A 26,218-nucleotide genomic window follows, 5' to 3' on the forward strand; every position below is an offset into this window, starting at 1 on the left:
GTTATTTAATTAAGACTTAAGCAAAATGCAACCAAAAACCTGATACTTGCGTAGCGGTAATTCAAAAATTACCGCTATTTTTGTTTTTTATGAGTAAATCCTCTTAATACGTTCTATTAGACTTCTCCAAATGGTTAATATCAAATGTCAAATGCAAATACTATCCTAGAAATAGAAGAGGAAAAGAATATAGAGAAGAGGTATGAGGACAGGTAAGGACGTGCAAGTGAGAATATAACAAATGACTATTAACTATGGGCTATCGATCAATGAGAAATGACAACAAATCACCAATCATTCGTTTAGAAAATATCTTTAAAATCTACGGTAGTGGTGAAACCGAAGTTAAAGCACTAAATAATGTGAATTTGACTATTGATGAAGGTGAATATTGTTCAATTATGGGGCCTTCTGGTTCAGGTAAATCCACAGCCATGAATATTATCGGCTGTTTGGATCGCCCCACCTCTGGAAATTACTATCTAGATAACATTAACGTAGCGCAAATGGACGATAAAGCATTGGCGCACATTCGCAACAAAAAACTAGGGTTTGTCTTTCAACAATTTCACTTATTATCCCAACTCACAGCCTTAGAAAATGTCATGTTACCGATGGCGTATGCTGGAATCAATATCACCGAAAGACGCGATCGCGCTACTGAAGCTTTGATGCGAGTAGGCTTAGAAAAGCGCCTCAACAACAAACCCACTCAACTCTCTGGTGGACAACAACAAAGAGTAGCGATCGCCCGTGCCATTGTCAATCGTCCCGTCGTTCTTCTAGCCGATGAACCCACTGGCGCACTAGATTCACGCACGACTCAAGAAGTCTTAAATATCTTTAGTGAATTGAACGCCAGTGGTATTACAGTAGTTATGGTTACTCATGAACCAGATGTAGCCCGTCAAACCCAACGCATAGTTTGGTTCCGCGACGGTGAAGTTATACACTCCCACCTTACTCCTGCTGATTTAACTCATTTGGCTGCAACGTAAATTACGATGATTACCTAAAAACTTCATCTATAAAATATCGATTGAGAAGAAGTGAAAAATATTAAATCAGGATAGTATTTGGTAAATGGATAATTTATGTTTATTTAATGATGAATTAATTATCAAAATAAATCTATTATTCAGCATTAAAAATTATATTTTTATGGCTAATAACTGATTCGTTGTTATTAGCCTTGATATTGCTATAAATTACAAACTTGGTGTTTTACCAGTTTGTGCTTGTGTTTCAACTGGCTTAACATCACTGTAGCCCATATTGCCTGCGATCGTTCGCAGCACGGACATTTGACCTTCAAAATCTAATCCTTCAAGTTGGGAAAGTAAATTGTCAATTCTATCTGTAGTTTCATAGTCCTCTGGGAGATCGACTACCTTATCTCCCATAGCTACAGCCCAAGCATACCAAACCAACAATTGATTATTTTCTTTTAAAGCACCATAAGCACGGGAATAATCTGTAGCTTCGCGATTCACAATTTGTCGCATAATAGCCAATTGCTCTTCATCTGATAAATCCAAATAGTCTCCTAGTAAAATAGGAGCTAAGTTGGGTTCAGCCGCCGCTGGTGCAGCTGGAGTGATTGAATCCCCCATTTTTTCATAAACAAAATAAAACCATGCTAGTTTGGCATCAGTATCTAAAGCATTAAAAGCTTCTACTACTTTTTGAGTTTCATTTGTCAAAGCTTGAGAAACGTTTTTATCTTGGCTAGCGGTCATTGTTTATCTCCAAGGCAATTTAACATATCAAACTTAGGGTTAACAGAGTTTAACAATTAGAATCCACTGCCAAGAGAAAGAGATTTATTAATTGCAACTTGCAGTTTTTATCTATCTTTTAATAGAAGTAAGAATATCTCTAAAGGTACCAATGTTTTTAAGGCTGACTTTGATACGATGACTTCAGCAAGTGAAGAAATACCTAGGAGTGATTTATGCCTGATGAAGTAAAGCCCAATGTTAACGAAGCTCCTACCCATGACGCACAATTAGCAGCTGAAAATATAGCTGCTGGTGAAGAAAAAGCGCCAACGGTAGATTTTGAAGCTGATTACGCCGCTGCAAAGGAATTTAGTGTAAGTGATATCGACCGTACAGGCGAGGGTGCTAAAGCAGCTGAAGCAGCAACAGCGCCTAAACAACAAGTTTCAAAACCAGAAGAAGTCAAGCTAGAAGCACAAGCAACAGGTAATCCTGATGATTATGCAGATATGGCTAAAGATGTTGCTGGTTCTAAAACAGAGGGTGCAACTAGCATTGATGACGATCTAGTGCAAAAAGCTTTTGAGAAAGGTCAATCAAAAAACTAAGTCTACTTAAAATAGTCAAAAGTCAGTAGTTATATTTCCAATTAAAAATATAACTACTGACTATTTATTATTTAAAACCGTTAAAAGTTCGCTGGGATGATGAATTAAAAAATCTGGTTTTTGTTTGGCTAAAACTTCTGATGAATTAAACCCCCAAGTTACTGCAATTACCTGGATATTGGCTTTCTTTGATGCTTCAATATCTCTGGTCTCGTCACCAACATAAATGACTTCATTTGGTTTTAGCTGCTTTTGCCGTAATACATTATTAATGATAGTTCTTTTGCCAAAAATTGTGACTCCTGAGTAGATAAAATCAAATAAATTAGCTAAATTATTGCATTTAAGGAATTCATGCACATTATCTTTAGAATTAGACGTGATGATTCCTAATTTATAACCTTGAGATTTAAGTTCGATTAAGGCCTCTTGAATTCCTGGAATAGGTTTAAATTCATGAATCTTATTTTTTAATTCTGCTTTAACTTTTTTAACTAAAAAAGGTATCTTAAACACAGAGATACCAGAGTATTTAATAATTTCCCTCGAAGTTAAATTTCGTAGTAGAGCTAACTCCTGTTGAGTTATCTGTACATAACCAAACTCTAAAGCCAAACGATTAGCAATGCTGACAAGCGCATCTACTGTATCTGCAATCGTGCCATCAAAATCAAAGATAATTACTTTCTGAGTCATTCTTTTGCCTGGATGCGTCAAGATTAGCACGGGCATTACGTCGTAACATTTCTGGTTTAATCCGCCTCAAGGCTGATGCTGGAAATTTCTGTTCCCACTCCTCATCTGAGATTTCTGCTAATTCTATCAGCTTGGGTGCCAGATTCCCAGGATAAGGATTAAATTCTGCCACATTAGTGTTCTGGGCAAAACGTAGATTCCACGGACAAACATCTTGGCAGATATCACAACCTGCAACCCAGCCTTGTAAATGAGATTTAACTGTTTCAGGTAATTTTTCGGCTCGATTTTCAATCGTATGATATGCAATACAGCGATTAGCATCTACTAGATAGGGTTTGGTAATTGCACCAGTCGGACAAGCTTCAAGACAGCGAGTACAGGTTCCACAATGTTCGGATGATGGGCGATCGCTTTCTAGTTCCAGATTTGTGAGAATTTCTCCCAAAAAAACCCAAGAACCATACTCTCGCGTAATTACGTTACCATTTTTGGCTAGCCAACCAATACCAGCTCTTTGTGCCCAAACTTTATCCTGTACGGGGCCTGTATCTGCGTAATAACGAGCCTGAATACCTCGATCAAGCGATTGTAACCAAGTACTCAGTGCCTTGAGTTTCTTGTGCATCACCTTGTGATAATCTCTTCCCCAGCCATAACGAGAAATTTTAGCGTATTCTTCACCTTCAGGACGTTGATGTGGTGTGTAGTAATTGAGACCTACACAAACAAGCGATCGCACTTCTGGCATGACTAAACGAATATCCTGACGCTTTGGATTAGCCATCCATTCCATATCAGCGTTATAACCTAGTGCTATCCACGCTTGCAACTGCTGTGCCGCTGTCTGATCTACCCCTTCTACAGCAGCAATTCCTACTTTATCAAATCCCAACTCCTTAGCCTTTTGCTTGACCACATCGCTTGTGGTTATGGCAGAGTGATTCATTTATCTTATCTAAATTTTGCCCACATAGCGGTACTTCATTTATACTCCACACAGTCAATAGGTGTGTATTTAATTTACTATAGATACCACATGTAAATTTTATTTCTGATTTGTGAAGAAATAATGCAATATGAATTCTATACAACTCAAGAATTTATAGGGATCTGAACCCCACTAATTGATTCTAATTTCTGTATTCTGGTTTCTGCATTCTTCAATTAGTTTCTAGCCTCCATCCAAAGGTAGAGTTAGACTGAACCTAACAATCTATCCCATTAGCAGCTTTCTTTTTGCTGGCTTTTGGCATGAAATTAATTTTCAGCTAGCGTAATAAAGGTAATTCTATGACAGCTGCTGAATTTAAAGCTACGACACAAGCAACTGCTGGGGAAAATGTCACGGGAGAATTTTATATAGAGGGAATCACAGAAACTAGCATTCTGCGTTACTTTCAAACTTTAAACGCCGGAGAATTTACCGCTACGGCTGCCTTGTTTGCTGAAGATGGTGTAATGTATCCACCATTTGAATCTGGTTTTGTGGGGCCAGATGCGATCGCGACTTATCTAGAACAAGAGGCTAGAGATATTAAAGCAGATCCGCACAAGGGAATTACTGAGATTTTAGAAAACGAGCAAATTCAAATTCAGGTAGCAGGCAAAGCCCTAACATCTTGGTGTGGTGTTAATGTTTTATGGCTATTTATCCTGAACCAAGAACAGCAAATTAAAGAAGCGAAAATTAAACTCTTAGCTTCTCCTCAAGAATTAATCGCTTTACGTCGCGATTAAAGTAAACAGCCAGCGTAGGTTGCTACCACGCTGGGTTTGCATAAGTTTTAGAGTAATTTACTTCTTGCTAGCACTGGTTCCCTGAAAAGATTTGAGTAACAACTTTCTACCTAACTCAACATCTGTTGGCGCATATTGCCAATCAGGGTGTGCTGTCATCAACAAACTATCTAAAGTTTCTCGATCGAATAAGTGCCATACAGGAGCATCATTGATTTCAGTTTCCACCGCGTAGCAGTTGGAACTCACACAGTGAATCTGGCAAGTACTGGCGATTCTTGTCAAAGCCATCTTTTCTCCTGGCTGGAGAGCGCGGAATTCTTCGATAGATTGCTTTAGTTCGTTCTTGCTGGACACCGTTAACCCAGGAATAGCTACTGTTAGATGACTGTCTCCATTTACCGCAACCCAGTAGTGAGGGCTGGGGTCAATTCCTTCTAACCAATGTCTAAAACTAAACAGCCAATTCTGGCAATACCCAATTGCGAATCGATACAACTCACTCCGCTGTTGAATTAACTAGCTCTGGTAAGGTAGCTTCTAATTTGAGACAGTTAGCACCATCTACCTGCAACTGATACTCTACCTTATCCATCAACCGATTCATAATCAGCCAGCCATAGCCACCTTCTTGCTTTTCTAAAGGGTTTGGTGCTAAATAAGTAGACATATCAAAGCCTTCACCATAATCCCACACCTCTAAAGCGAGATCCCGATTTTTTAGTTCTAAACGCAGTAACACTGGCAAATTAGCCTGTTCCTTGTGGGCATGACGCACTACATTAGAGTAGGCTTCTACCAAAGCTAGTCGCAAACGACTGGATTGCCGTGACCAATCTACCGATTCACCTAGCTGGATTTTCAAGCATCCCAGCAACCAGTTTTCGACGATGTTTAAAAAATTTAAGTCACTTGGTACGTGCAGCTCACTTTTCATTACTTACAAGACCTCCAATGAAAGTATAGTTTGATCGTCTTCTTGAACTGGGTTGTTCGCTTGGATACGAGTGAGTAAATTGCTAAGAGAAAGTGGTTTTGGTTCTTGTTGCAAAAGGTGCCAAAGACCGTCTTGATTTAGCATAGATCGGCTAAATCCTTGACTGCCATCTTCAACATTTTTACAGTTAAATACATTATTTGATACCTTTGCCTCAGTAATTCCATCACTTGCTAATAGCAAAGTATCATGGGTATTCAGTACTAAACGACCAGACTCTGCTTGCCACTTAGGTAAGATACCTAAGGGAACACCACGGACTTTTAAATAATTGGGTTGTGCATCCGCAGTCGTAGGTGACGACCAAAGTAAGGGATAGATATGACCAGCATTGGCATAAACTAGTTCTTTAGTGCTTGGGCTATAACACGCTAGGACGAGAGTAATGAAGCAATTGTTGCCAATTAAGTCATCGCACATAGCATGATTGAGATTCTGCATAACTATATTTGGCTCGGCTGGTGTTTCTTGAGATAATTCTCGACGTAACACCGAAATCGCACTAGCCATAAACAAAGCTGCTGGGACACCTTTACCAGAAACATCACCTACTGCTACCCATAAGTTCCCTTTCGGATGAACAAACACTTCAAAAAAATCCCCTCCTACTTCCCGTGCGGCATAGCAGCAAGCTTGCACTTTCACACCCTTAATTTCAGGTAAACTTTGTCGTAGCAGGTTATTTTGAATTTGGCGGGCAACTTCTAATTCAGTTCTAATTTGTTGCTGTTTTTCTTGAAGACGCTGGTATAGTTTGGCTTGGGAAAGGGCTAAGGCGGCTTGTTCGGCAACGCCCGCAATCAGTTGAATGTCTTCATCTTGCCACAAGCGATCGCTGCCTTTTTGGTAAAGCACAAGAACAGCAAGTAAGTGTTGCTGGTAAGACAAGGGTACAACTAGTTGGTGACAATGGTTCCCGTCATCTGTACCTTGAATGAGGTGGTACTGACGAGTTTCCAGCACTTTTTCAATGAAACAGCCAGGGTCGAAGACGAAATTTGAGCTATTGAAATTAGGATCGTGGTAGGAGAAGAGGTCTGGTGTAAAGCAATCTCCCTCTACTGGTTTGAGGAAGCAACAAGTAGTTTCAAATGTTTCTCCAATAGTTGCGACAATTTTCTGCAACATACTGTCGTAGTCCAAAGACTCGCGGATGGCTGTGGTGACAGCATTAAACAAAGATTCTCGCCGCAAAGCACGGCGTAACTCTTGGGTACGTTGCTTAACTAAACGATAGGTATCAGTAGCTTGTTCAACCAGCGCTTTCAACCGTTGAGGATTCCAAGGTTTGGTAATGTACTTGAATACCTGACCTGAGTTAATGGCATCAACCAAGTCCTCAACATCAGTAAAACCAGTCAGCAAAATGCGAATTGTATCCGGAAAACGCTCTACTGTGTGGCTAAGAAATTCAGTCCCGTTCATTTCTGGCATTCTTTGGTCAGAAATAATCACAGCCATCTCGCCTTCTTTATCCAATATTTCCAGCGCACTACGGGCGTGACTAGCTTGATATACTTCAAAATCTCGTCTAAAAGTGCGGTAGAGTAAATCTAAGTTATCCGGCTCATCATCTACCACCATGAGCTTCAGTTTGGATACCTCTATTTCAGTCATATTTGACTTTAACTTCTTAAATAATTGAATGACAAATTAGTGTAGTTTTTATCACACTTAATAAATAATGACATAATCAAAAACTAACTCTATATAGAGAAGTTACCCACTTTTGATGGAATATTTATGTCAAAGCTAGAAATCTCTCTGGAAATCTACTAGTAGAAGGCTAGAATTGCTAAAATCAAACTTACCCTACTAACCCAGAACGCAAGGCGCGAACTGCCGCTTGAGTGCGATCGTCAGCACATAGCTTATTCAAAATATTCCGGACGTGAGTTTTCACTGTCCCTACCGTGATAAAAAGTCTTTCTGCGATCGCTGCATTGCTGCAACCTTCGACGATTAACTGTAACACTTCTAATTCTCTCTCCGTAAGGATATAAGGATCTATATGCTCTTGATTCTCCCCAGAATCAGCATTTACAATGGAATTTTTTGTATTTAATGATACTGTGTCTTGTTTACCTGGATTTTGTTGTGCTTGTTGTAATACAATCCTGGCGATCGCCGGATCGATCCAAGCGTTGCCATTGTAAGTTACTCTTACTGCTTCCAGCAAATTATCAAATTTAATATCTTTCATACAGTAAGAATCAGCCCCAGCAGCAAAAGCGGCTAGTACTGCTTCTTTATTATCACGTAGTGTCAAGATTAATACCTTTGTTCTTAACTCAGCCCCAGTAGTAGACTTCAACTCACGTGTCAGCTCAATGCCATCTTTATCCGGTAAGCCAATATCCACAATTGCAATATCGGGCTGTAGTGTTTTGATCATTTTCAAACCTTCCACAGCATTGGCAGCTTCTCCTACAACTTCAATTTCTTCTTTTTGCAGTAGTGCTGTCCGAATACCCACACGGGTAAGGTCATGATCTTCAATTAGAGCAATACGAATTCTACTCATAGTCAACTTCCGCCCGTTACACTACCTTAACTTGTAAAACCGAGTTTACTCAAAACTTGTAGAAGATGCAGTTGTAAGAGATTTGTACAAAACTGTAGAAGGGCTTTGTGAGTATATTTGACACGCATAAGCGTTTCAAGTACCACAGGCATTCACTTCCTTAGGGGACATTACTATTCAATAATAAAATCAAGGGGATAAACCCTAGCGATCGGTGTTTCGTATCTATGTATTTGCATTATGCTTGCTATTGATATAAGTTGACAAAAGCTCATAGAGAAAGCAAGCTATATCCAAATATGGTTGGATTGCAGGCGAACTATTTACCTCCTAGTGACTTTGGCTAGAGTAGACTCCCCAAAAGGAGATAGCTGAACGCTAACTACCTTATGCTAAGAGTATACTGGTTGAGATCGGGCTTGCGTGATGTTTAAGAACTACTCATAGTCAAAACCAGCAAAAATTTTTGCTTACTTAGGTTTTAATCGATGATTAGCCTTAGTAGAAATTTTCTGAAAATACATACCAAGTTTGCGATCGCTCTTATATAAGCTATATTTATTACTACATCTAATTAATAGACAGTCTTTATATAATCTTGAAAATTAGTTCCAGACAATAATTTACTTAGTCTTATCGATGCCAAAAACGAATTACTTGTTGCTAAAATTACCACAGGCAATATATTAAAAAATTTGATAAACTAACGTTCGAGAGACTGTGGTGTGAGGCTAAGTAAAAATCAGCTATGTCTAAACCGCCTAAAGCGTTTTCAGTGTTAGGAATACCAGTTCATGTGATGGCTAACTATCCAAGCTGGTTACTAGAATGCCTGCAACAAGGTAGAGGAACTCATGTAGTAACGCTCAATGCAGAAATGACAATGCAGGCAGAGCGTAATAGTTGCCTAGCTAAAGTGATTAAAAATGCTGAGTTAGTCATTCCCGATGGCGCAGGAGTAGTTCTGTATTTGCGATGGCTATTATGGCAAAAAGTGCAACGCTGTCCTGGTATTGAACTAGCAGAAACACTCTTACGACAACTAGGACAACAGCACCCAAGCGCTAAGGTATTTTTCTATGGAGGTGCACCTGGGGTTGCTGCAAAGGCGGCAGAGTTCTGCCAGCGACAAATTCCTGGCTTAAACATCGCAGGTACTCACTCCGGCTACCATTCTCTAGAAGAGGAAGAAAAATTGCGAGAAACTCTCAGCAAATTGCAGCCACAAGTGATTTTTGTGGGTTTGGGAGTACCGCGTCAAGAGTTATGGATTGCGAAAAACCGCCATTTATGCCCGCAAGCAATTTGGATTGGTGTTGGTGGCAGTTTCGATATTTGGTCTGGGACAAAAACTCGCGCTCCGGCTTGGTTGGGCAATAATAATCTAGAGTGGCTGTATCGCCTTTATCAAGAGCCTTGGCGCTGGCGGCGGATGTTGGCTTTGCCAGAGTTTGCCCTTAAAGCTTTTGTTTATCGCTTGACTGCAAGAGGTGCAATTAGTTAGTTACTGGCATGAAATTTCTGAATTCAAAGTTGTCAGTAGTAATAATTACTTATTATTAAGGTGCTCAAAAATCTGAGATTTTTGTTAGAAATTTGTGATTCCCAGGCTATACCTGGGAATCATTATTTTGTATCTCATCTGTTCCTAACAATTCAGCAATGCCAGTATTAACAACTCAGCCAACAAATCAAAAATTTGTTGATTCAGAAGATAGCGATCGCCAAAAGCACAGCAGCAATAAAGCAATCTTGCAATTGTGTTCTGTGACAAAAACTTATGCCAACGGCTGTCATGCTTTGTTGGATATAAACTTAGAAGTAAAAAAGAAAGAATTTTTATTTATTACAGGGCCCAGCGGTTCTGGTAAATCAACTTTATTAAAATTGCTGTATGGTCAAGAGTTAGCAAGCCAGGGACAAGTGATTGTAGATGATTGCAACATGGCTGATATGCGAGGCGATCGCTTGTCATTGTTGCGGCGACGTATTGGGATCGTGTTTCAAGACTATAAACTGATTCCTCAACGCACAGTAGCAGAAAATGTGACTTTTGTACTGCAAGCTCAAGGCTATACCCGCAAAGAAATTCAACGTCGTTTAGAACCTACATTAAAGCTGGTGGGTTTGCTTTCTAAAGTTGATTGCTTTCCAGATCAACTTTCTGGTGGAGAGCAACAACGGGTGAGTATTGCTAGGGCGATCGTTGGAACACCACCACTGCTTTTGGCAGATGAACCCACAGGAAACCTCGATCCTGATAATTCTTGGCAAGTAATACAGATTCTCCAAAAGTTAAATTCTTTTGGCGCAACAGTAATCGTTACTACCCACGATGAACAATTAGTTCGCAGGTGCAATCATCCCGTAGTACAAGTTCGCAATGGACACCTATCTCGCAAATAGTAGCAAGATTAATTTAGATGAATCTAAAAAATCAGTTTCTTGTAAATAGGAGCGTATTCATCACATGAATAGGCAATATTACTTAATATGTAAATTACAGATGCTAGGCATTTTCCCTAACTTCTCTGCTGTAAGTATCATCCATGCTGCTAGGTAATGCCTATATCTGTGCTATAAAGGGAGATGCTTGACTCTGTATAGAGTTTTGAGATAAATCCAGACTTTCACACCAAATAGAAGCAGACAAGTTTTTTTGGTGAATTGGAATTTCAATCACAAACTCTGCACCTTTTCCCAGATTAGAGATACAGTACAACGAGCCATTGTGTTTTTCAACTACAATCTGATGACTAATTGACATTCCTAACCCTGTTCCTTTACCAGCAGGTTTAGTTGTGAAGAAGGGATCGAACAATCGCTTTTGAACTGCTGCTGTGATTCCTGGCCCATTATCAGCAATCCGAATAGCAATGCGATCGCTTCCTATCATCTCCGTATGAATCCGAATCGTCGGCGATAGGGTAGAACCAAAACTCTCGGTATTCCCCATTAACTCTTCTAAAGCATCAATTGCATTGCTAAGGATATTCATAAATACCTGGTTCATTCTCCCTGCAAAGCACTCAACCAAAGGCAAATTACCATATTCTTTAATTATTTGAATAGCTGGATAGCCTGGTTTCGCCTTCAAGCGATGGTCAACCATCATCAGTGTACTATTTAACCCTTCGTGAATATCTACTGTTTTGACTTCAGCTTCATCATGGCGAGAGAAATTGCGGAAAGATTGAACTATTTCCTGAATCCTTTGAGTTCCAACTGCCATCGAAGAGACGATTTTTGGTAAATCTAATCTGAGAAACTCAAGATCGATTTGCTTGATTTTATTCACTATCTCTAGAGTGGGATGAGGAAAGTGAGTCTGGTAGAGGTTGATTAGTTCTAACAAATCTCTAATATAGCAACTGGCATGTTCAAGATTGCCATGTATAAAGTTAACTGGATTATTAATTTCGTGTGCCACACCTGCAACTAACTGACCTAGTGTAGTTAATTTTTCTGTCTCTATTAGCTTAACTTGAGCTTTTTGTAAATTATGCAGTGCTTGAGATAGCTCTTTTGTCCTTTCTGCTACTCTTTGCTCTAATTCTTGAGTAAGTTTCTGTAACGCCAATTCGGCCGTAACTCGTTCTTCAATTTCTTCTTGAAGAAGTGCATTTTGTTTCTCTAAAGCTCTACTAATATTTTGCAGCTTTAGATGAATTTGAATCCGGGCTAATGCCTCTGCTTGCTGAAACGGCTTAGTAATATAATCAACAGCACCTAAAGAAAGGCCTTTAACCTTATCTATTGTATCAGCAAGGGCAGTCATAAAAATTATCGGAATATGTTGAGTTTTCGGATTTGCTTTTAATCGAGAGCATGTTTCAAATCCGTCAATTCCTGGCATCATTACATCTAACAAAATCAGTTCTGGTGGATCGTATTCAACTTGCTTAATCGCACCTTCTCCTGTAGTCGCAACTGCCACATCAAACCCTGCCTCTGTTAGGGCTTCTGAAAGGACTTCTAAGTTTGTAGGAGTATCGTCAACGATTAATATTAAATTGGTCTCTAAATTTTGCATTTTTTAAACTTGCTATTTAAATAATTAATGCTAACTCAATAATTTTTATACTAAAAATCTGAGGAAATTATGAAGATACTGCCGATTTTAGCAATCACTAATATTGTAAATACGAACTTAATAAAAGTAGATAAAAACAAGCGCAATTTATACATATACACTTTAATTTTTTATATATTTCTCTAGAATTAATTGAATTTTTTCTATTTGAAAACTTTGAGCTAACTCTTGAATTTCTTGAATAAACGGTTTAAAAGCTATATCCTTCTCCTCTAGTTTATTTAATTGATTTTGTATCGCTTTAATTCGACCTTTTAAAGCCAACTCATATAAATATTGTAGTTCCTCAATTGGAGGAATAACTATTTCTTTTGTTATCGCAAACATTGTTGAATTAACATCATAAATCCATTCTAAATTTAGATGCTTCTGTAATTTTTCAAATAGCTCATATGCTTGCACAGGTTTAGGCAGAAAATCATCACCGCCAGCATCTAAACTCCTCTGCTTATCAGAGTCAAACACACTTGCTGATGATACAATTATCTTTAAATCTTCGCCCTTTAGAGAGTTGCGCAAATTTTGTATCATATCCAATCCATTCATGACTGGCATATTAATATCAGTAATTATCAAATCAGGTACAAAGTTAGCAATTTTCAATAGTGCTTCTTGACCATCTTCCGCCTCTACAATTTCAAAGCCAATGGGTTCCAATAGATTAACTAATACAGAGCGATTTTCCCACCGATCGTCTACTACAAGAATTGTTCTTTTTTCACCTTTAAAACTAAGAATTGTTCCTTGTTGAGAAACTTTAGATTTATCTACCCATTCTATTGCTTCAGGAACTTCTACATCAAACCAGAAGATACTACCTTTGTCTGGTTGGCTTTTTACTTCTATAGTTCCACCCATCATAGCAACAATTTTCTGACTGATAGCTAACCCTAATCCCGTTCCTTCTGATTGTTTTTTTACATTACCTGCCTGCTCAAAAGGTAAAAATATTTTTTCTAATTGTTCGCTAGTCATACCTACACCAGTATCTTCTACTACGAAGCGAATGTGGTACGTTGATGGTTGGTTTTTTAAACGATTTTTGCTATGTTGAAACTTGACTCTAAATGTAACATTACCTTTTTCAGTAAACTTGATCGCATTGCCTAGTAAATTAATTAAAACCTGGCGCAAGCGTTTTTCATCAGCTTGAATACCAATTGGCAGTTGCTCATCAGGTTGATAAACAAAGTTAATACCCTTTTGTTCGGCTTTAATTCGGCAAATTTCCAAAACTGCCTGGAGAAAAGAAGGAAAATGAAAACTTGTAGGATACAATTCCATTTTCTGAGCTTCGATTTTGGAGAGATCGAGAATATCATTAATTAGGGTAAGCAGGTGTGAGGCACATTGATTAATAATATTGATGCCTTTCTGCTGTTTCTCCGTCATATTTTTTGAGGCTTGCAGAATTTGTGCATAGCCTAAAATTCCATTTAGAGGCGTGCGTAGCTCATGGCTCATGTTAGCAAGGAATTCACTCTTAGCTCGATTGGCACTATCAGCTAATTCTTTGGCTTCCTTCAGCTCAACTGTACGTTCCTCAACTCGGAATTCTAAGTCCTCAAATGACTCTTTTAATTGAACTGTCATTTGCTTAAAAGACTGCGCCAAAATTTCTATTTCATCAGAATCCTGGGACTCAAAATTTTGAACTTTGTAATTATTAGCAGCCACTGTACCATTTTGTCCTAAACGAATTGCCCTTTGGACATCAGCTTCTGCTAACTTCCGGCACTCTTCAAGAATGGGTTGCAAACGTTTATTGAGTTGGCGGATAAATAAAGTGACTACTAGCGCTAACACCATACCAGCACCTAAAGCACCCCCAACTGCAATAGATAATACTGGTACTAACACAACTGACTGGGGTACTACTGCTAGCATTAACCAGTTTGTTCCTTTCACCTTTTGAAATACCCAATATTTACCCTTTGCCTGAACAAATCCATCATCATCAGTTTCAATCTTCTGCCAGATATCTCTCAACTCTGGTATGTCTTTATAAGTTGCCAATGACTTAGCTTTTTCTGGTTCTGGAGGATATGCCAACAAATTTCCGTGTTCGCTTAAAATAACAAAATAACCGCCTCCTTTGGTCACAGGCACTCTTACTTTTTCACCTATAGCTGTTACATTTATATCTAAACCCGTCACACCAATTAAATTTTTACGATCGTCAATAATAGGGCCTGTGTAAGTTGTTAAAGTCAGCCCATACCATTTATAAGGCTCATACCAGATATCTTTTCTTGCTTTTACAACTGTCTGAAAATAAATTTGTTTGGGGTAGTTATCTTCCTTAAAAAGTTCTGCATAACGGATATGATCGTAAGGCTTTGATAAAACTTTGCCTATCTGACCAGGAGTTTTTTGATCGATAAGAAAGTATGGCCAATACCATTCACTATTTGGCACAAGTTGGTAAGGCATTTGCCCAATACCAAGGCCCATTGTTAGAGGTGAACGTTCTTGGAAAATATCAAAAACTAATTGTTTATAGGTTTGTGGATCTTTAACTCCTTGATGCTGCATAGTTTTAACCGCAGCAGATAAGTTACGCATGGACTGTTCTACTCTAGCCAACGATCCTTCAACTGACTTAACTTGTGTACTCAAATTACCTTTAATTTCATCCTTAGCTCGGCTTTCTAGTGCTTGATAGAAGAAGTAGGACATACTACCTAATCCTACTAAGGCACCACTCAATACGTAGAAAAATAGCCTAGAACCAATAGAGTTATGTATGATTTTTTTCTTAATGGTCATAGCTACTACCTTGTTGAAGCTGCATGATCTTGCTTGCTGATATTTACTCAGTTCTTATAATTAAGACTTCCCCGATAACTGAGTAGAATAACAATTGCGAGATAATTTTTAAGAGAAGTCTAAAATCGCTTAATCTGCTACATCTTAGGAGAGAATGTCTTAGATAATTGTTCGCTTAACTTCCGTACTACAAATCAAAACTTACTGGTTTCTAATTTCCAGATCAATAATTGTAGAAATTATTGCTGAAAACTTGAGAATGCAATTGTAGAAGAATTAGGAGTATTACCTATCCTACTTTCATTATCCGATTGGCTTGCTGTTTCCACAATTCCTGTACTGCTGATTTATCGTCTTCATTACTGCTAATAGCAGGTTGCAAAAAACCACTTTCTATGAAGTACGAAAAGTAAGTACTCAAAAGCTTGCTATCAGCATGGGGGCAGACGATAGAAGTCTTTTGCATACCCATTAGGGTATTTTGACAGTCAAAAGCTTGAGAAGTTAGCAGAAATGTTTCCCAATAGGTCATCTGGGTTTGAGTATGCTTTTCGGTAAACAACGATCTAATTGGGATCAAAACATTGTCTTGAGATTTATTCAGTTGAAGTAACTCTGCTTGCCATTTTTCATATGGTAGTACTTGCAATGAGTAGCCTGAATTGCAGATTTCATTCACAAGCTGCTTCCAAGGCAATGGATGAGAGTTGACAATATGGAAGGCTTTCCCTAAAGATTCTCGTTGTTTTGATAGATGTACTATTGCTTTACTGGCGTAGTCTATAGGTGTTATATTGACCGATTTATCCAGATCTGGTGCAGTTCCCATTTGGATCATACCTTTGATGATTCTGGCCATCAGGTCGTTTGTGTGATAGGCACCTGTTTGACTATCACCTGAAATCATTCCTGGTCTATAGATGCAAACAGGAATTCCCCGATATTGGGCTGCGATGACTAGCTGTTCAGCAACCCATTTAGTTTGTGTATAACCCCTGGTTAGCTCTCCACCATGTACCAAACGCTCATTTTCTCGAATCACCTTTCTCTGATGAAAGATGAGAGGCTTAAGTACATCAATAGTCGAGATAAAGTGAACAGGAGTGACTTTTCCCTGAGAAGCTAATCTTAAAATTTCTTGGGTTCCTAATACATTGGTAGATTGCAATGCTCTGTAAGGATAAACTAGGTTTACAAATGCCCCAGCATGATAAATTAGATTGAGCTTACTAGCTAAATCTTTAAATTTTTCGTCAGTTAATCCTAATAGTGGCTTTGATAAATCTCCTACTATAGGAACTATTCTAGAACTTAACTTATCGCTCCAAAGCATATAACTTTCTAGATTGATTTTAATTTTTTGCCTACCATCTTCAATATTAGAAGCGCGAACTAGGCAGTAAATATTTGCTGTTGTTTGTTGTGTAAGTTCGTACAGAAGAAAGGCACCTAAAAAACCTGTTGCTCCGGTTAAAAAGATATGCTCTGGTTCAGTTGTAAATTCTACGAATTCTTCTTGAGGCTGAATTGTTGGGTCTAAGATAACTTCACTTTCCCAATCCACCTGAGTTTCTTCTTCTATAAACTTGTCATAGTTAGCGGACTCCAACGTATGAATTGCTTTGATAAATCCAGCTATTGTTGGCTCCTTGAGAACATAGGACAGAGGTAACTCTATTAGCATCGTTTTTTCTATACGAGACAGCAACTGAACTATTAATAGAGAGTGCCCTCCGAGATCAAAGAAGTTATCATAGATGCCGATCGGCTCCATGTCTAATACCTCAGACCAAATTTCAGCAAGTTGCTTTTCAAGCAAAGTGGTGGGTGCAATGTAGCCCCCCGTGAAAATTGCTCGGTTTTTTTTAGGCTTGGGAAGCGATCGCCGATCTACTTTTCCATTTGGTGTTAGGGGTAGAGTCTCCATCACTACAAATGCTGAAGGAACCATGTAGTCAGGTAGATTCTCCTTGAGAAAAGCTTGTAAATTGGGAACTAAGTTAATTTTCTCGTTTACTTGTATAGGATTATTAGCATAGTCATTCCAAGGCTTCAATTCCACTATTTGCTCTGGCAACATCAAAATATCCCTTTGGTCTGTTGCTTCCAATTGACTTTGCAATATTACATCATACGTACCAGGATTCCCGTGCTCAGAACAAGTAATATGGGCACCATAAGGAATATATTGACCGATATGCCAAAATTCTTCTGGATGTACCCCATTCTCGTGAGAAAATTGCTGCAAAGATTGTTGTAACTCTCCTACTGTTTTCGGTTTATTAGTACTAGCTAATAATTCCACTGCTTTTACATCTAGGAAAATCCGGGCATCAGGCACATTGGTAATCTTGATAGTTTTTGGTTGTTGCTCTTGGAGTAATTGGCAAATTATTTGAAGTGAGAGATTATGTTGTTGCCAATCCCAGCATAACGCCTCTGCGTGCGGATATATATTAGTCTCTATATGAAGAATGACATCGAAGCGAAACTTAATCAGTTCGTTTTGAGATTGACCTCGTTTGAGTAAGGTTTGAACATGACCGATCCGAGGGATATGTTGCTTTACAGCAGAAAAAAAATCTGGATGAAGTACTAGTTCTCTCTCGTGGAGAATTCGTTCTCTGATTAGCTGCTGGAGTTGATGGCTGGAAAGAGAAGAAATAGCTTGGCTGAGTTGAACTGCGCTGTGAAAAGTTTCTAGTAGCGGTAAACTACGAACGTCACCAATAAAAATTTGCCCTCCTGGTTTAATCAACTTGACAATCTTCTCAATGACCTGCAAAAGATAATCCACACTAGGGAAGTACTGAATTACAGAGTTGATAATCACCGTATCAAAGCTAGCTGGTTCTAATTCTTCAAGTTCATGGGCTGCGCCTTCGGATACCTTGACGTGCGACAAATCTTGCTGAACAGTTCGCAGTTGCTGCTCTATATGATGGATAGCTTCTGCCGAAATATCAGTACCTACGTAATGACTACAGTGAGGAGCAATGCGAAATAGAAGTAGTCCCTTTCCACATCCAATCTCTAATACTCGCTGCGGATTTAGAGAGAGAATGCGTTCAACTGTTGTGTCTACCCATTCACGCACCTCATTGGTGGGTATGGGTAGACCAGTAAAACTATCATTCCAGCCAGCCCAGTCTTCTGGAGAATTGGTGTAGTTAGCATTCCACACCTTCTTCCATTCCTGAAGTTGCTCAGTAGAACAATGATTGATTGGTTGTGATGACTCCAACTCATCTTGGAGAATTTTAGGAACAACATAAGCGACCAAGCGTTTATTTCCTGGTCGATCTTCTCTAGCAATCACTACTGCTTGTTTCACGGCTGGATGTTTGCTAAGAGCTGTCTCAATTTCTCCTAATTCAACTCGAAAGCCACGGATCTTAACTTGATAATCAATCCGGCCCATGAACTCAATATTTCCATCTGGTAGATAACGAGCCAAATCCCCAGTTTTGTAGAGGCGTGCCCCTGGCTCGTTACTAAAGGGATCGGGAATGAACCTTTCACGGGTTAATTCTGGACGGTTGAGATACCCCCGTGCAACTCCACCACCACCAATGTATATTTCACCTGGTACACCAACAGGAGCAAGTTTCAGTGGATCGTGCTTGCGGCGTGCTGGCTCTTGTAGCAAATAAATCTGTGTGTTAGCAATGGGATGACCTAGAGGTACAAAGCTGCTACCAGACTCTACTTTACATAGCATCGACCAGATCGTGGTTTCCGTAGGCCCATACATATTCCACAAAGAGCCACCCTTTTCCAGCAATTGATGAGCAAGCTCAAGAGTCATGGCTTCGCCACCACACAATATTTTCAGTTGCTTATTACCTTGCCATCCGGATTCCAGCAAAAGACGCCAAGTTGCTGGGGTAGCTTGGATGATTGTAGCTTCAGATTCAGTCAAAATTTTTGATAACTGTTTTCCATCAGCAACTGCTTCACGACTAACCAAGACAATGTGAGCACCTACAATCAGAGGTAAAAAGATTTCTAAAACTGCGATATCAAAAGAAATTGTCGTAATCGCTAATAAGATATCCTTTTGGGTCAACCCTGGTTCTTGCCGCATAGAACTGAGGAAATTTATGACGGCACGATGGGTAATCTGTACCCCTTTGGGTTTACCTGTAGAACCTGAAGTATAGATGGTGTAAGCTAAATTTTCGGCAGTTACTTTACTATCGGGATTTTCTTTGCTGTATTGAGTAATCTCTTGCCAATCAGTATCTATACATACGACCCGTACATTTTCCAGCTTTGGTAATTGCTCGAGCAGATGCTTTTGAGTTACAAGTATTGGCATCTGGGAATCTTCTAGCATGAATTCTAAGCGTTCTTGGGGATAGCTCGGATCGATGGGTATATAAGCTCCACCAGCTTTGAGTATACCTAGCAACCCTACGAACATTAGAAGCGATCGCTCTACACAAAGTCCTACTAATGTCTCCGGTTTAACTCCTAAGGTTCTGAGGTAATGGGCTAGTTGATTAGCTTGTTGATTCAGCTGTTGATATGTTAATTTTTGCTCTTGAAAAATGACTGCTACAGCATCAGGGGTTTGCGATACCTGAAATTCTACTAATTGATGAATGGAATTACTTTTCAGATCGCAAGGCACGGATTTTTCCATATAACCAAATGTTGAAATAAAGATATTTAGAGTACTCGGTAGTAGACCTTTACAGTCTGTGGTAGTGCATCCTCTAAATTGTTTGCCGTCTAGTCAATGTTGACTTAGACTCATAGATATGTTTGAAAAATTACATTAGCTTCCTCGATAAAGCATGAGGAAGAATTTTTATTTCTCATGTTATTAAACAAATTGGCTTGATAGCATGAGTAATGGCACGGGAAATAACATAAAGTGCCTTATTAAAGATTTTTGTCATCCTTTGGTTAATTTTTAAGTGATTACCCGTTAAATTAAAGCGTTGGTTACAAAAAAAATTTGAAGTTATTAATCGCACTCTTAAAGAATTGATATCGAAATGCCTTGAAAATAGATAGTAATAAAACTTCATGAAATTATTATTGATAAATACAAAAAATTTATGTACAACCTGATATTAGAGCCGAGAAAAATTTTCCCTTATTTCACACCGTCTCTCTAGGGAAATGGATAAGTAATATGTCATGGTGTGAGGCGATTTAAGAGAGTCCCAGTGAGTAGGGAGAAGGTATTTGGCAACCATCTTTGAAAACAGCAGAAATTCTCAATTCTGTTGAATTGAGACAGATTGTTGTTGTTAATTTAAAAACGATATAGCCATGACCACAACTCTAAGAAGAGGCGAAAGCGGCAACCAGTGGGATCGGTTTACTCAGTGGATTACTAGCACTGAAAATCGGCTTTATATTGGCTGGTTTGGTGTTCTAATGATTCCCACTTTATTGACTGCGACGATTTGTTTCATTATTGCCTTTATAGCGGCACCACCCGTCGATATTGATGGCATTCGCGAACCAGTTTCAGGTTCTTTGCTCTACGGTAATAACATCATTACTGGTGCTGTTGTACCCACATCCAATGCTATCGGTTTGCACTTCTACCCACTTTGGGAAGCAGCTTCGATGGATGAATGGCTCTACAACGGCGGCCCTTATCAACTCATTGTTTTACATTTTCTGATTGGAATCTTCTGTTGGCTTGGTCGGCAATGGGAGTTAAGCTATCGTCTAGGAATGCGTCCTTGGATTTGTGTTGCTTACTCTGCACCTGTAGCTGCGGCGACTTCGGTATTCTTAATTTATCCCATTGGTCAAGGTAGCTTTTCTGACGGGATGCCTTTGGGTATCAGTGGCACTTTTAACTTCATGCTTGTATTCCAAGCCGAACATAACATTCTGTTCCACCCCTTCCATATGTTTGGTGTAGCAGGTGTTTTCGGTGGTTCTTTATTCTGTGCCATGCATGGTTCTTTGGTGTCTTCCTCGTTAGTTAGGGAGACTACTGAAGCTGAGTCGATCAACTATGGATACAGATTTGGTCAAGAACAAGAAACCTACAGCATTGTAGCGGCTCATGGTTACTTTGGACGCTTGATTTGGCAATATGCCAGCTTTAACAATTCTCGTTCTTTACACTTTTTCTTGGCTGCTTGGCCTGTAGTTTGTATCTGGTTGACAGCTTTGGGTATCAGCACGATGGCATTTAACTTAAATGGGTTTAACTTTAACCAATCAGTGCTAGATTCTCAAGGTCGTGTAGTTAGTACCTGGGCAGATGTGGTTAACCGCGCCAACCTTGGTATTGAAGTAATGCACGAACGCAATGCTCACAACTTCCCGCTAGATTTGGCGGCGGGTGAGGTAGAGCCTGTAGCGTTACTAAATTCCGCAATTCACGGTTAAAGCTAGGTTAATATAAATTAACAGCGCTCTCTGACTAGAGGGCGCTTTTTTCATGAAATCACAGATACACTCAGAGCAACAAAAGCAGTTTACACAAGGGTTTACCGTTCTCTACTTTGCGATCGCGCAGATGGGATAGGCAAATATTTGGTGTTGCTAGGTACATTTACAAAAATCTGGCTCGCTCAGATTAGTAAAATATGACATTTAAGATTTCAAAGAGTTTTTTAATAATCAATTCAATATAAGATCTGAAATTTAAAATCTAAAAGCAAAATGGCAGACCTCACTCCTAATTCTAGTTTTAGTTTGACTCTCCGCTTGCAGATTCCCAATCGCGTGGGGATGCTGGCGTCAGTTACACAGGCGATCGCGGCTAATGGCGGCCTGCTAGGGCAAATTGATTTAATCGAGCAAACCCGCAAAGAGTCAATCCGCGACATTACTGTGGATGCAGCTAGCACCGAACACGCTGAAACCATTGTGCAAGCAGTCAAAGCCTTACCGCACATTCAAATGCTGAATGTGTACGATCGCACTTTTAATTTGCATCGTGGCGGTAAAATCAGCATTACTAGCAGAATTCCCCTCAAAAGTGTTTCCGACCTGGCGATGGCTTACACGCCAGGGGTAGGTAGGATTTGTACAGCGATCGCTCAAAATCCAGAGGAAGTTTATAACTTAACCATCAAGAAAAATACCGTTGCTATTGTCACCGATGGAAGTGCAGTTTTGGGTTTAGGAAATCTGGGCCCGGCCGCAGCTTTACCTGTGATGGAAGGTAAAGCAATGCTGTTTAAAGAATTTGCGGGGATTGATGCTTTCCCCATCTGCTTGGCAACTCAAGATACAGATGAGATTGTACGCACAGTCAAAAATATTGCTCCCGTATTTGGGGGTGTAAATTTAGAGGATATCGCCGCCCCGCGCTGCTTTGAGATTGAAGAGAGACTGCGGCGAGAATTAAATATACCTGTTTTCCACGACGATCAACACGGTACAGCAATTGTCACCTTGGCAGCGTTGTTTAATGCTTTGAAACTCGTACATAAGTCGATGGCAGAAATTCGGATTGTGATTAACGGTGCTGGGGCGGCGGGAGTTGCGATCGCGCGGTTATTGCGCAAAGCTGGAGCCGAAAAAATTTGGATGTGCGACTCGAAGGGTATTCTCTCTAGCAGTCGTACTGACTTAACAGAAGAAAAACGCGAATTTGCAGTTAAAGCCCAAGGTACTCTAGCGGGTGCAATGCAAGGAGCAGATGTATTTATTGGTGTTAGTGCCCCAGGGGTTTTGACAGTAGAAATGGTGCAATCGATGGCGAAAGATCCCATTGTGTTTGCAATGGCAAATCCAATTCCCGAAATTCAACCAGAGTTAGTCACCAAGGATGTTGCTGTTATGGCTACCGGTCGCAGCGATTATCCAAATCAAATTAATAACGTTCTCGCATTTCCGGGAGTATTCCGTGGCGCTTTAGATTGTCAGGCACAGACAATTACTGCCACCATGTATCTAGAAGCTGCAAGTGCGATCTCATCCTTAGTTAAGCCTTCAGATTTAGATCGCGAACATATTATTCCTTCGGTTTTTGATGAGCGTGTTGTGACTGCGGTTGCTGCTGCTGTGCAACAAGCCGCACGTCAAGAAGGCGTCGCTCAGAGTTAATAAATTTAGGGGATGGGCATATTGTCCCATCCCTTTAATATTTGGCATTGCAATTTAGCGTGTAATAAGTAGTTCAGCTTTTTTACTGTAAGGTGTACTTAAGCTAAACTAACTACTTATTGAATTTGATGATTTATGAAACTTAAACGTCGTCAATTTTTATTTTTAAGTAGCCTGAGTGCGATCGGTACGGGATTAGGCTGGATATTAACTCGACAAAGTAATCAAAGCGCTGATTTTGCTGAATCGGATAAAGCGATCGCCGCCAATCCCCTCAAAAAGGGCTTGCTACTACGTTTTGTCTCAGTTGCAGATACAGGTACTGGTGCAAAAGGACAATATGCTGTAGCTAGGGCGATGACTCTTTATCAAAAACAAAATCCTTACGATTTAGTAGTTTTAGCTGGCGATAACATTTACAACAACGGTGAAATTGAAAAAATTGGCGAAGTGTTTGAGCGTCCTTATGGAGAATTGCTCAAGCGAGGTGTGAAATTTCAAGCTTGTTTAGGTAATCACGATATTCGCACTGCCAATGGCGATTTAGAAGTTAAATATCCTGGCTTTAATATGAAGGGACGCTACTATACATTTAGCCGCGGAAATATACAATTTTTTGCTTTAGATACTAACGGTAATGCTGACTGGAAGAACCAGCTAACTTGGTTAGAAAAAGAATTAAGCCTCAGCAAAGCTTCTTGGAAAGTCGTATTTGGTCATCATCCAATTTATGCATCGGGAGTTTATGGCAGTAATGCAGATTTTATTAAAGTCTTTACTCCCTTATTTCAAAAATACAGCGTACAACTTTATATCAACGGACACGAACACCATTATGAACGCACCCGTTCTATTAATGGCACAACTTACTTAATCTGTGGCGCGGGTGCAGGTAATCGTCCTGTAGGTAAAAATGAATGGACAGAATATTCTACTAGTAATTTAAGTTTTGCTGCCTATGAAGTGTATGCAGATAGAATAGAGTTAAGCGGTATTGGCACTGATAACCGCGTTTTTGATCGGGGAGTTATTAAGTTAAAATCAACTTAATTCTTGTTTATATAATTCGATGTAGGGTGGGCATTGCCCACCAAATAAATGACATACAGCGTTATTAAAACTATGAAAGTCAAGTGCCTAAAAATGCAATCCTTCCGTGGAATCGGGGATTTAACGCTGGAATTTGATCAGACGGTTGCAACTGTACTTATTGGTATCAATGGCGTAGGAAAATCTAGTATTCTTGATGCCCTTTCTCTCTTACTTTCTCGTTTTATGGAGTGGATTGGAGGTTACTTTCCAGAAGAGGAATTAAAAAAATTTAGCGAATTGGATATTGCTAATAATGACATATCTACATGTCTGAATATTACTATTTTATTAGATGGCGCAGAAGACAATTGGGAAATATCCCGAAGTCGTAACGGAGTATCTAAAGATTCAAGGCACGAAATGGTCAAAGCGGTTGCTACTACAATTTGGCGATATTGGCAAAATGATCCTCAATACAACCTACCATTAGCCGTATACTATCCCGTCAATCGTGCAGTCCTTGATATTAGCTTAGAAATTCCCAATAAAACTCAGTTTAACCAAATTGATGCCTATGAACAAGCGCTTACAGGAAAAAGAATAGACTTTGCTAGCTTCTTTCAATGGTTTAGGAATAGGGAAGATTTAGAAAGTGAATTACTGCGGGATAAGCGCGATTATCAAGATCCACAATTAGAAGCAGTTAGACAAGCTATATCTTCATTAGTAACCAGTTTTTCTAACTTACGAGTGCGCCGTTCTCCCTTAAGAATGACTGTAACAAAAGATGGGCAGGAACTCATTATTAATCAACTCTCTGATGGTGAGAAATGCTTATTAGCAATGGTAGGAGATTTAGCAAGACGTTTGGCAATAGCTAACCCAGGTTTACCAGAACCGCTTCAAGGTAGTGGTGTCGTTTTAATTGATGAAATTGAATTACACTTACACCCAAAATGGCAACGAGAAATTATTCCAGCTTTAACTAGAACATTCCCCAATTGTCAATTTATTGTTACTACTCATTCCCCACAGGTAATTAGCCATGTCAAACCTGAAGGAATTTATATTTTAGAAAAGACTGATAATGGTGTTATCGCTAAACGTCCAGAAAGTTCTTTTGGTAGAGATAGCAATCGTATTCTAGAAGACCTCATGGATGTTCCAGAACGTCCACAAAAAATTAAGACAAGTCTTTTAGAATTGTTTAGGTTGATTGACGCAGGAAATCTGGACGGTGCAAGAAAATTGCGTCAAGAATTAGCAGCCGAAATTGGAGCAGATGAACCGGAGTTTGTGCGAGCAGATGTACTCATCCGACGAAAGGAAATTCTCAATCGATGAAGTACATCAAAAAGAATCATGAGCCGAAAAAGTTCAGTGATTGGAAAGCTCTAGAAAATGATGATTGGAAACCTAATTGGGATGATAACTTTCAAAAACCAGAAAAATCAATTGTGCATGATTCCCTACTACAAGAACAAGGATACATTTGTTGTTATTGTGGAATGCGGATTGCAAGAGCAACAAGCCATATAGAACATCTCAAGCCTCGTACTACCTATCCAAATTTAGCATTAGATTACACAAATCTTATCGCTTCATGTCAAGGAGAAAGTGAAGAACCACCTCCCGTTCCAGTTCATTGTGGGCATCAGAAAAAGTATTGGTACGATAAACAACTGATGGTTTCACCTTTGGAAGTAAACTGCACTGATTTCTTTAAATATCCTGCTTCGGGAGAGATTAAACCGACAGATGATCCAACTAAACAAGCTGCTGCTGAAACAACAATTGAGAAGCTAGCGCTCAATATTAATAAGTTGCAAAATATGCGGAAAGTAGCAATTGATGCAGCATTACTTGGTATTGAAGATTTGACTGATGCAGAAATACAGCAGCTTGCTGAGGGCTACAATCAACTTGACAGCAACGGGCAATATACTCCATTTTGTGCTGCAATTATCTATATACTCAAGAATTATTTTTAATCTGCTATGA

Annotated in this window: 19 protein-coding genes and 1 pseudogene; 10 read left to right on the forward strand and 10 right to left on the reverse strand. The window is 39.4% G+C overall.

Features of this window, described 5'->3' with window-relative positions:
- Positions 1 to 269 precede the first annotated feature (269 nt).
- Positions 270 to 998 carry an ABC transporter ATP-binding protein gene (locus tag AACU33_RS04420; protein ID WP_096595132.1) on the forward strand — a complete coding sequence of 243 codons (729 nt, stop codon included), beginning with the start codon at positions 270 to 272 and terminating at the stop codon, positions 996 to 998.
- A 210-nt stretch (positions 999 to 1,208) separates the two neighbouring features.
- Here the strand turns inward: AACU33_RS04420 and AACU33_RS04425 are convergent, their stop codons facing one another.
- Positions 1,209 to 1,739, reverse strand: a complete 531-nt coding sequence (locus AACU33_RS04425; protein WP_096587216.1) for an orange carotenoid protein N-terminal domain-containing protein — start codon at positions 1,737 to 1,739, stop codon at positions 1,209 to 1,211.
- Positions 1,740 to 1,954: 215 nt separating this feature from the next.
- Between AACU33_RS04425 and AACU33_RS04430 the strand changes: the two genes are divergently transcribed.
- Positions 1,955 to 2,329: a hypothetical protein gene (locus AACU33_RS04430; RefSeq protein WP_096587217.1), complete on the forward strand. Its 375-nt coding sequence runs from the start codon at positions 1,955 to 1,957 to the stop codon at positions 2,327 to 2,329.
- Between the two features lie 60 nt (positions 2,330 to 2,389).
- Here the strand turns inward: AACU33_RS04430 and AACU33_RS04435 are convergent, their stop codons facing one another.
- Together AACU33_RS04435 and queG are read right to left on the reverse strand one after the other, a co-directional pair.
- Entirely contained in the window at positions 2,390 to 3,025 is a 636-nt protein-coding gene (locus AACU33_RS04435; protein WP_096587218.1) for an HAD-IA family hydrolase, read from the reverse strand.
- Positions 3,000 to 3,974 (reverse strand): tRNA epoxyqueuosine(34) reductase QueG, encoded by a 975-nt coding sequence (gene queG / locus AACU33_RS04440; RefSeq protein WP_096587219.1) that lies wholly within the window; start codon positions 3,972 to 3,974, stop codon positions 3,000 to 3,002. The genes AACU33_RS04435 and queG overlap by 26 nt, the downstream gene beginning before the upstream one ends.
- A gap of 344 nt (positions 3,975 to 4,318) precedes the next feature.
- Between queG and AACU33_RS04445 the strand changes: the two genes are divergently transcribed.
- On the forward strand, positions 4,319 to 4,765 hold the full coding sequence (locus AACU33_RS04445; RefSeq protein ID WP_096587220.1) for a nuclear transport factor 2 family protein: 447 nt from the start codon (positions 4,319 to 4,321) through the stop codon (positions 4,763 to 4,765).
- A gap of 57 nt (positions 4,766 to 4,822) precedes the next feature.
- Here the strand turns inward: AACU33_RS04445 and AACU33_RS04450 are convergent, their stop codons facing one another.
- The 4 genes from AACU33_RS04450 to AACU33_RS04465 all read right to left on the reverse strand — a co-directional run bounded on the left by AACU33_RS04450 (position 4,823) and on the right by AACU33_RS04465 (position 8,286).
- Complete coding sequence (locus AACU33_RS04450; RefSeq protein ID WP_096587221.1) at positions 4,823 to 5,263, reverse strand: hypothetical protein; 441 nt, start codon at positions 5,261 to 5,263, stop codon at positions 4,823 to 4,825.
- A 1-nt stretch (position 5,264) separates the two neighbouring features.
- A complete protein-coding gene (locus AACU33_RS04455; protein ID WP_096587222.1) occupies positions 5,265 to 5,702 on the reverse strand; it encodes an ATP-binding protein in 438 nt (145 codons plus the stop codon).
- 3 nt (positions 5,703 to 5,705) lie between these two features.
- The gene (locus AACU33_RS04460; RefSeq protein ID WP_096587223.1) at positions 5,706 to 7,379 is read right to left on the reverse strand and encodes a SpoIIE family protein phosphatase; all 1,674 of its coding nucleotides are present in this window, start codon (positions 7,377 to 7,379) and stop codon (positions 5,706 to 5,708) included.
- A gap of 190 nt (positions 7,380 to 7,569) precedes the next feature.
- Positions 7,570 to 8,286 carry a response regulator transcription factor gene (locus AACU33_RS04465; RefSeq protein WP_096587224.1) on the reverse strand — a complete coding sequence of 239 codons (717 nt, stop codon included), beginning with the start codon at positions 8,284 to 8,286 and terminating at the stop codon, positions 7,570 to 7,572.
- A gap of 748 nt (positions 8,287 to 9,034) precedes the next feature.
- On the opposite strand from AACU33_RS04465, the gene AACU33_RS04470 reads away from it, so the two are divergent.
- Together AACU33_RS04470 and ftsE are read left to right on the forward strand one after the other, a co-directional pair.
- Positions 9,035 to 9,790, forward strand: coding sequence for a WecB/TagA/CpsF family glycosyltransferase (locus tag AACU33_RS04470; protein WP_096587225.1), 756 nt, complete (start codon positions 9,035 to 9,037; stop codon positions 9,788 to 9,790).
- Positions 9,791 to 9,948: 158 nt separating this feature from the next.
- Positions 9,949 to 10,692 (forward strand): cell division ATP-binding protein FtsE, encoded by a 744-nt coding sequence (ftsE, locus tag AACU33_RS04475; protein WP_096587226.1) that lies wholly within the window; start codon positions 9,949 to 9,951, stop codon positions 10,690 to 10,692.
- 160 nt (positions 10,693 to 10,852) lie between these two features.
- On the opposite strand, the gene AACU33_RS04480 is transcribed toward ftsE, so the two are convergent.
- The 3 genes and pseudogenes from AACU33_RS04480 to AACU33_RS04490 all read right to left on the reverse strand — a co-directional run.
- On the reverse strand, positions 10,853 to 12,319 hold the full coding sequence (locus AACU33_RS04480) for a hybrid sensor histidine kinase/response regulator (RefSeq protein ID WP_096587227.1): 1,467 nt from the start codon (positions 12,317 to 12,319) through the stop codon (positions 10,853 to 10,855).
- Between the two features lie 162 nt (positions 12,320 to 12,481).
- Complete coding sequence (locus tag AACU33_RS04485) at positions 12,482 to 15,148, reverse strand: hybrid sensor histidine kinase/response regulator (RefSeq protein WP_096587228.1); 2,667 nt, start codon at positions 15,146 to 15,148, stop codon at positions 12,482 to 12,484.
- 289 nt (positions 15,149 to 15,437) lie between these two features.
- Positions 15,438 to 19,775 (reverse strand): annotated as a pseudogene (locus tag AACU33_RS04490) (amino acid adenylation domain-containing protein); the annotation flags it as partial.
- A 659-nt stretch (positions 19,776 to 20,434) separates the two neighbouring features.
- Between AACU33_RS04490 and psbA the strand changes: the two are divergent.
- From psbA to AACU33_RS04515, 5 genes are all read left to right on the forward strand, one after another.
- A complete protein-coding gene (psbA, locus tag AACU33_RS04495) occupies positions 20,435 to 21,517 on the forward strand; it encodes a photosystem II q(b) protein (RefSeq protein ID WP_096587230.1) in 1,083 nt (360 codons plus the stop codon).
- 276 nt (positions 21,518 to 21,793) lie between these two features.
- Positions 21,794 to 23,185, forward strand: coding sequence for a malic enzyme-like NAD(P)-binding protein (locus AACU33_RS04500; protein ID WP_096587231.1), 1,392 nt, complete (start codon positions 21,794 to 21,796; stop codon positions 23,183 to 23,185).
- 135 nt (positions 23,186 to 23,320) lie between these two features.
- On the forward strand, positions 23,321 to 24,235 hold the full coding sequence (locus AACU33_RS04505) for a metallophosphoesterase family protein (protein WP_096587232.1): 915 nt from the start codon (positions 23,321 to 23,323) through the stop codon (positions 24,233 to 24,235).
- A 93-nt stretch (positions 24,236 to 24,328) separates the two neighbouring features.
- Complete coding sequence (locus tag AACU33_RS04510) at positions 24,329 to 25,561, forward strand: AAA family ATPase (protein WP_445291747.1); 1,233 nt, start codon at positions 24,329 to 24,331, stop codon at positions 25,559 to 25,561.
- Positions 25,558 to 26,208 (forward strand): retron system putative HNH endonuclease, encoded by a 651-nt coding sequence (locus AACU33_RS04515; RefSeq protein ID WP_096587234.1) that lies wholly within the window; start codon positions 25,558 to 25,560, stop codon positions 26,206 to 26,208. The genes AACU33_RS04510 and AACU33_RS04515 overlap by 4 nt, the downstream gene beginning before the upstream one ends.
- Positions 26,209 to 26,218: the final 10 nt, after the last annotated feature.

The sequence above is a fragment of the Calothrix sp. NIES-2098 genome (assembly GCF_963875125.1).
In the GTDB taxonomy this organism is placed as follows: Bacteria; Cyanobacteriota; Cyanobacteriia; order Cyanobacteriales; family Nostocaceae; genus Aulosira.

Coding starts and splice junctions, on each gene's coding strand:
- AACU33_RS04420 (WP_096595132.1), top strand. CDS start 270: ATGAGAAATGACAACAAATCACCAATCATTCGTTTAGAAAATATCTTT.
- AACU33_RS04425 (WP_096587216.1), bottom strand. CDS start 1,739: ATGACCGCTAGCCAAGATAAAAACGTTTCTCAAGCTTTGACAAATGAA.
- AACU33_RS04430 (WP_096587217.1), top strand. CDS start 1,955: ATGCCTGATGAAGTAAAGCCCAATGTTAACGAAGCTCCTACCCATGAC.
- AACU33_RS04435 (WP_096587218.1), bottom strand. CDS start 3,025: ATGACTCAGAAAGTAATTATCTTTGATTTTGATGGCACGATTGCAGAT.
- queG (WP_096587219.1), bottom strand. CDS start 3,974: ATGAATCACTCTGCCATAACCACAAGCGATGTGGTCAAGCAAAAGGCT.
- AACU33_RS04445 (WP_096587220.1), top strand. CDS start 4,319: ATGACAGCTGCTGAATTTAAAGCTACGACACAAGCAACTGCTGGGGAA.
- AACU33_RS04455 (WP_096587222.1), bottom strand. CDS start 5,702: ATGAAAAGTGAGCTGCACGTACCAAGTGACTTAAATTTTTTAAACATC.
- AACU33_RS04460 (WP_096587223.1), bottom strand. CDS start 7,379: ATGACTGAAATAGAGGTATCCAAACTGAAGCTCATGGTGGTAGATGAT.
- AACU33_RS04465 (WP_096587224.1), bottom strand. CDS start 8,286: ATGAGTAGAATTCGTATTGCTCTAATTGAAGATCATGACCTTACCCGT.
- AACU33_RS04470 (WP_096587225.1), top strand. CDS start 9,035: ATGTCTAAACCGCCTAAAGCGTTTTCAGTGTTAGGAATACCAGTTCAT.
- ftsE (WP_096587226.1), top strand. CDS start 9,949: ATGCCAGTATTAACAACTCAGCCAACAAATCAAAAATTTGTTGATTCA.
- AACU33_RS04480 (WP_096587227.1), bottom strand. CDS start 12,319: ATGCAAAATTTAGAGACCAATTTAATATTAATCGTTGACGATACTCCT.
- AACU33_RS04485 (WP_096587228.1), bottom strand. CDS start 15,148: ATGACCATTAAGAAAAAAATCATACATAACTCTATTGGTTCTAGGCTA.
- psbA (WP_096587230.1), top strand. CDS start 20,435: ATGACCACAACTCTAAGAAGAGGCGAAAGCGGCAACCAGTGGGATCGG.
- AACU33_RS04500 (WP_096587231.1), top strand. CDS start 21,794: ATGGCAGACCTCACTCCTAATTCTAGTTTTAGTTTGACTCTCCGCTTG.
- AACU33_RS04505 (WP_096587232.1), top strand. CDS start 23,321: ATGAAACTTAAACGTCGTCAATTTTTATTTTTAAGTAGCCTGAGTGCG.
- AACU33_RS04510 (WP_445291747.1), top strand. CDS start 24,329: ATGCAATCCTTCCGTGGAATCGGGGATTTAACGCTGGAATTTGATCAG.
- AACU33_RS04515 (WP_096587234.1), top strand. CDS start 25,558: ATGAAGTACATCAAAAAGAATCATGAGCCGAAAAAGTTCAGTGATTGG.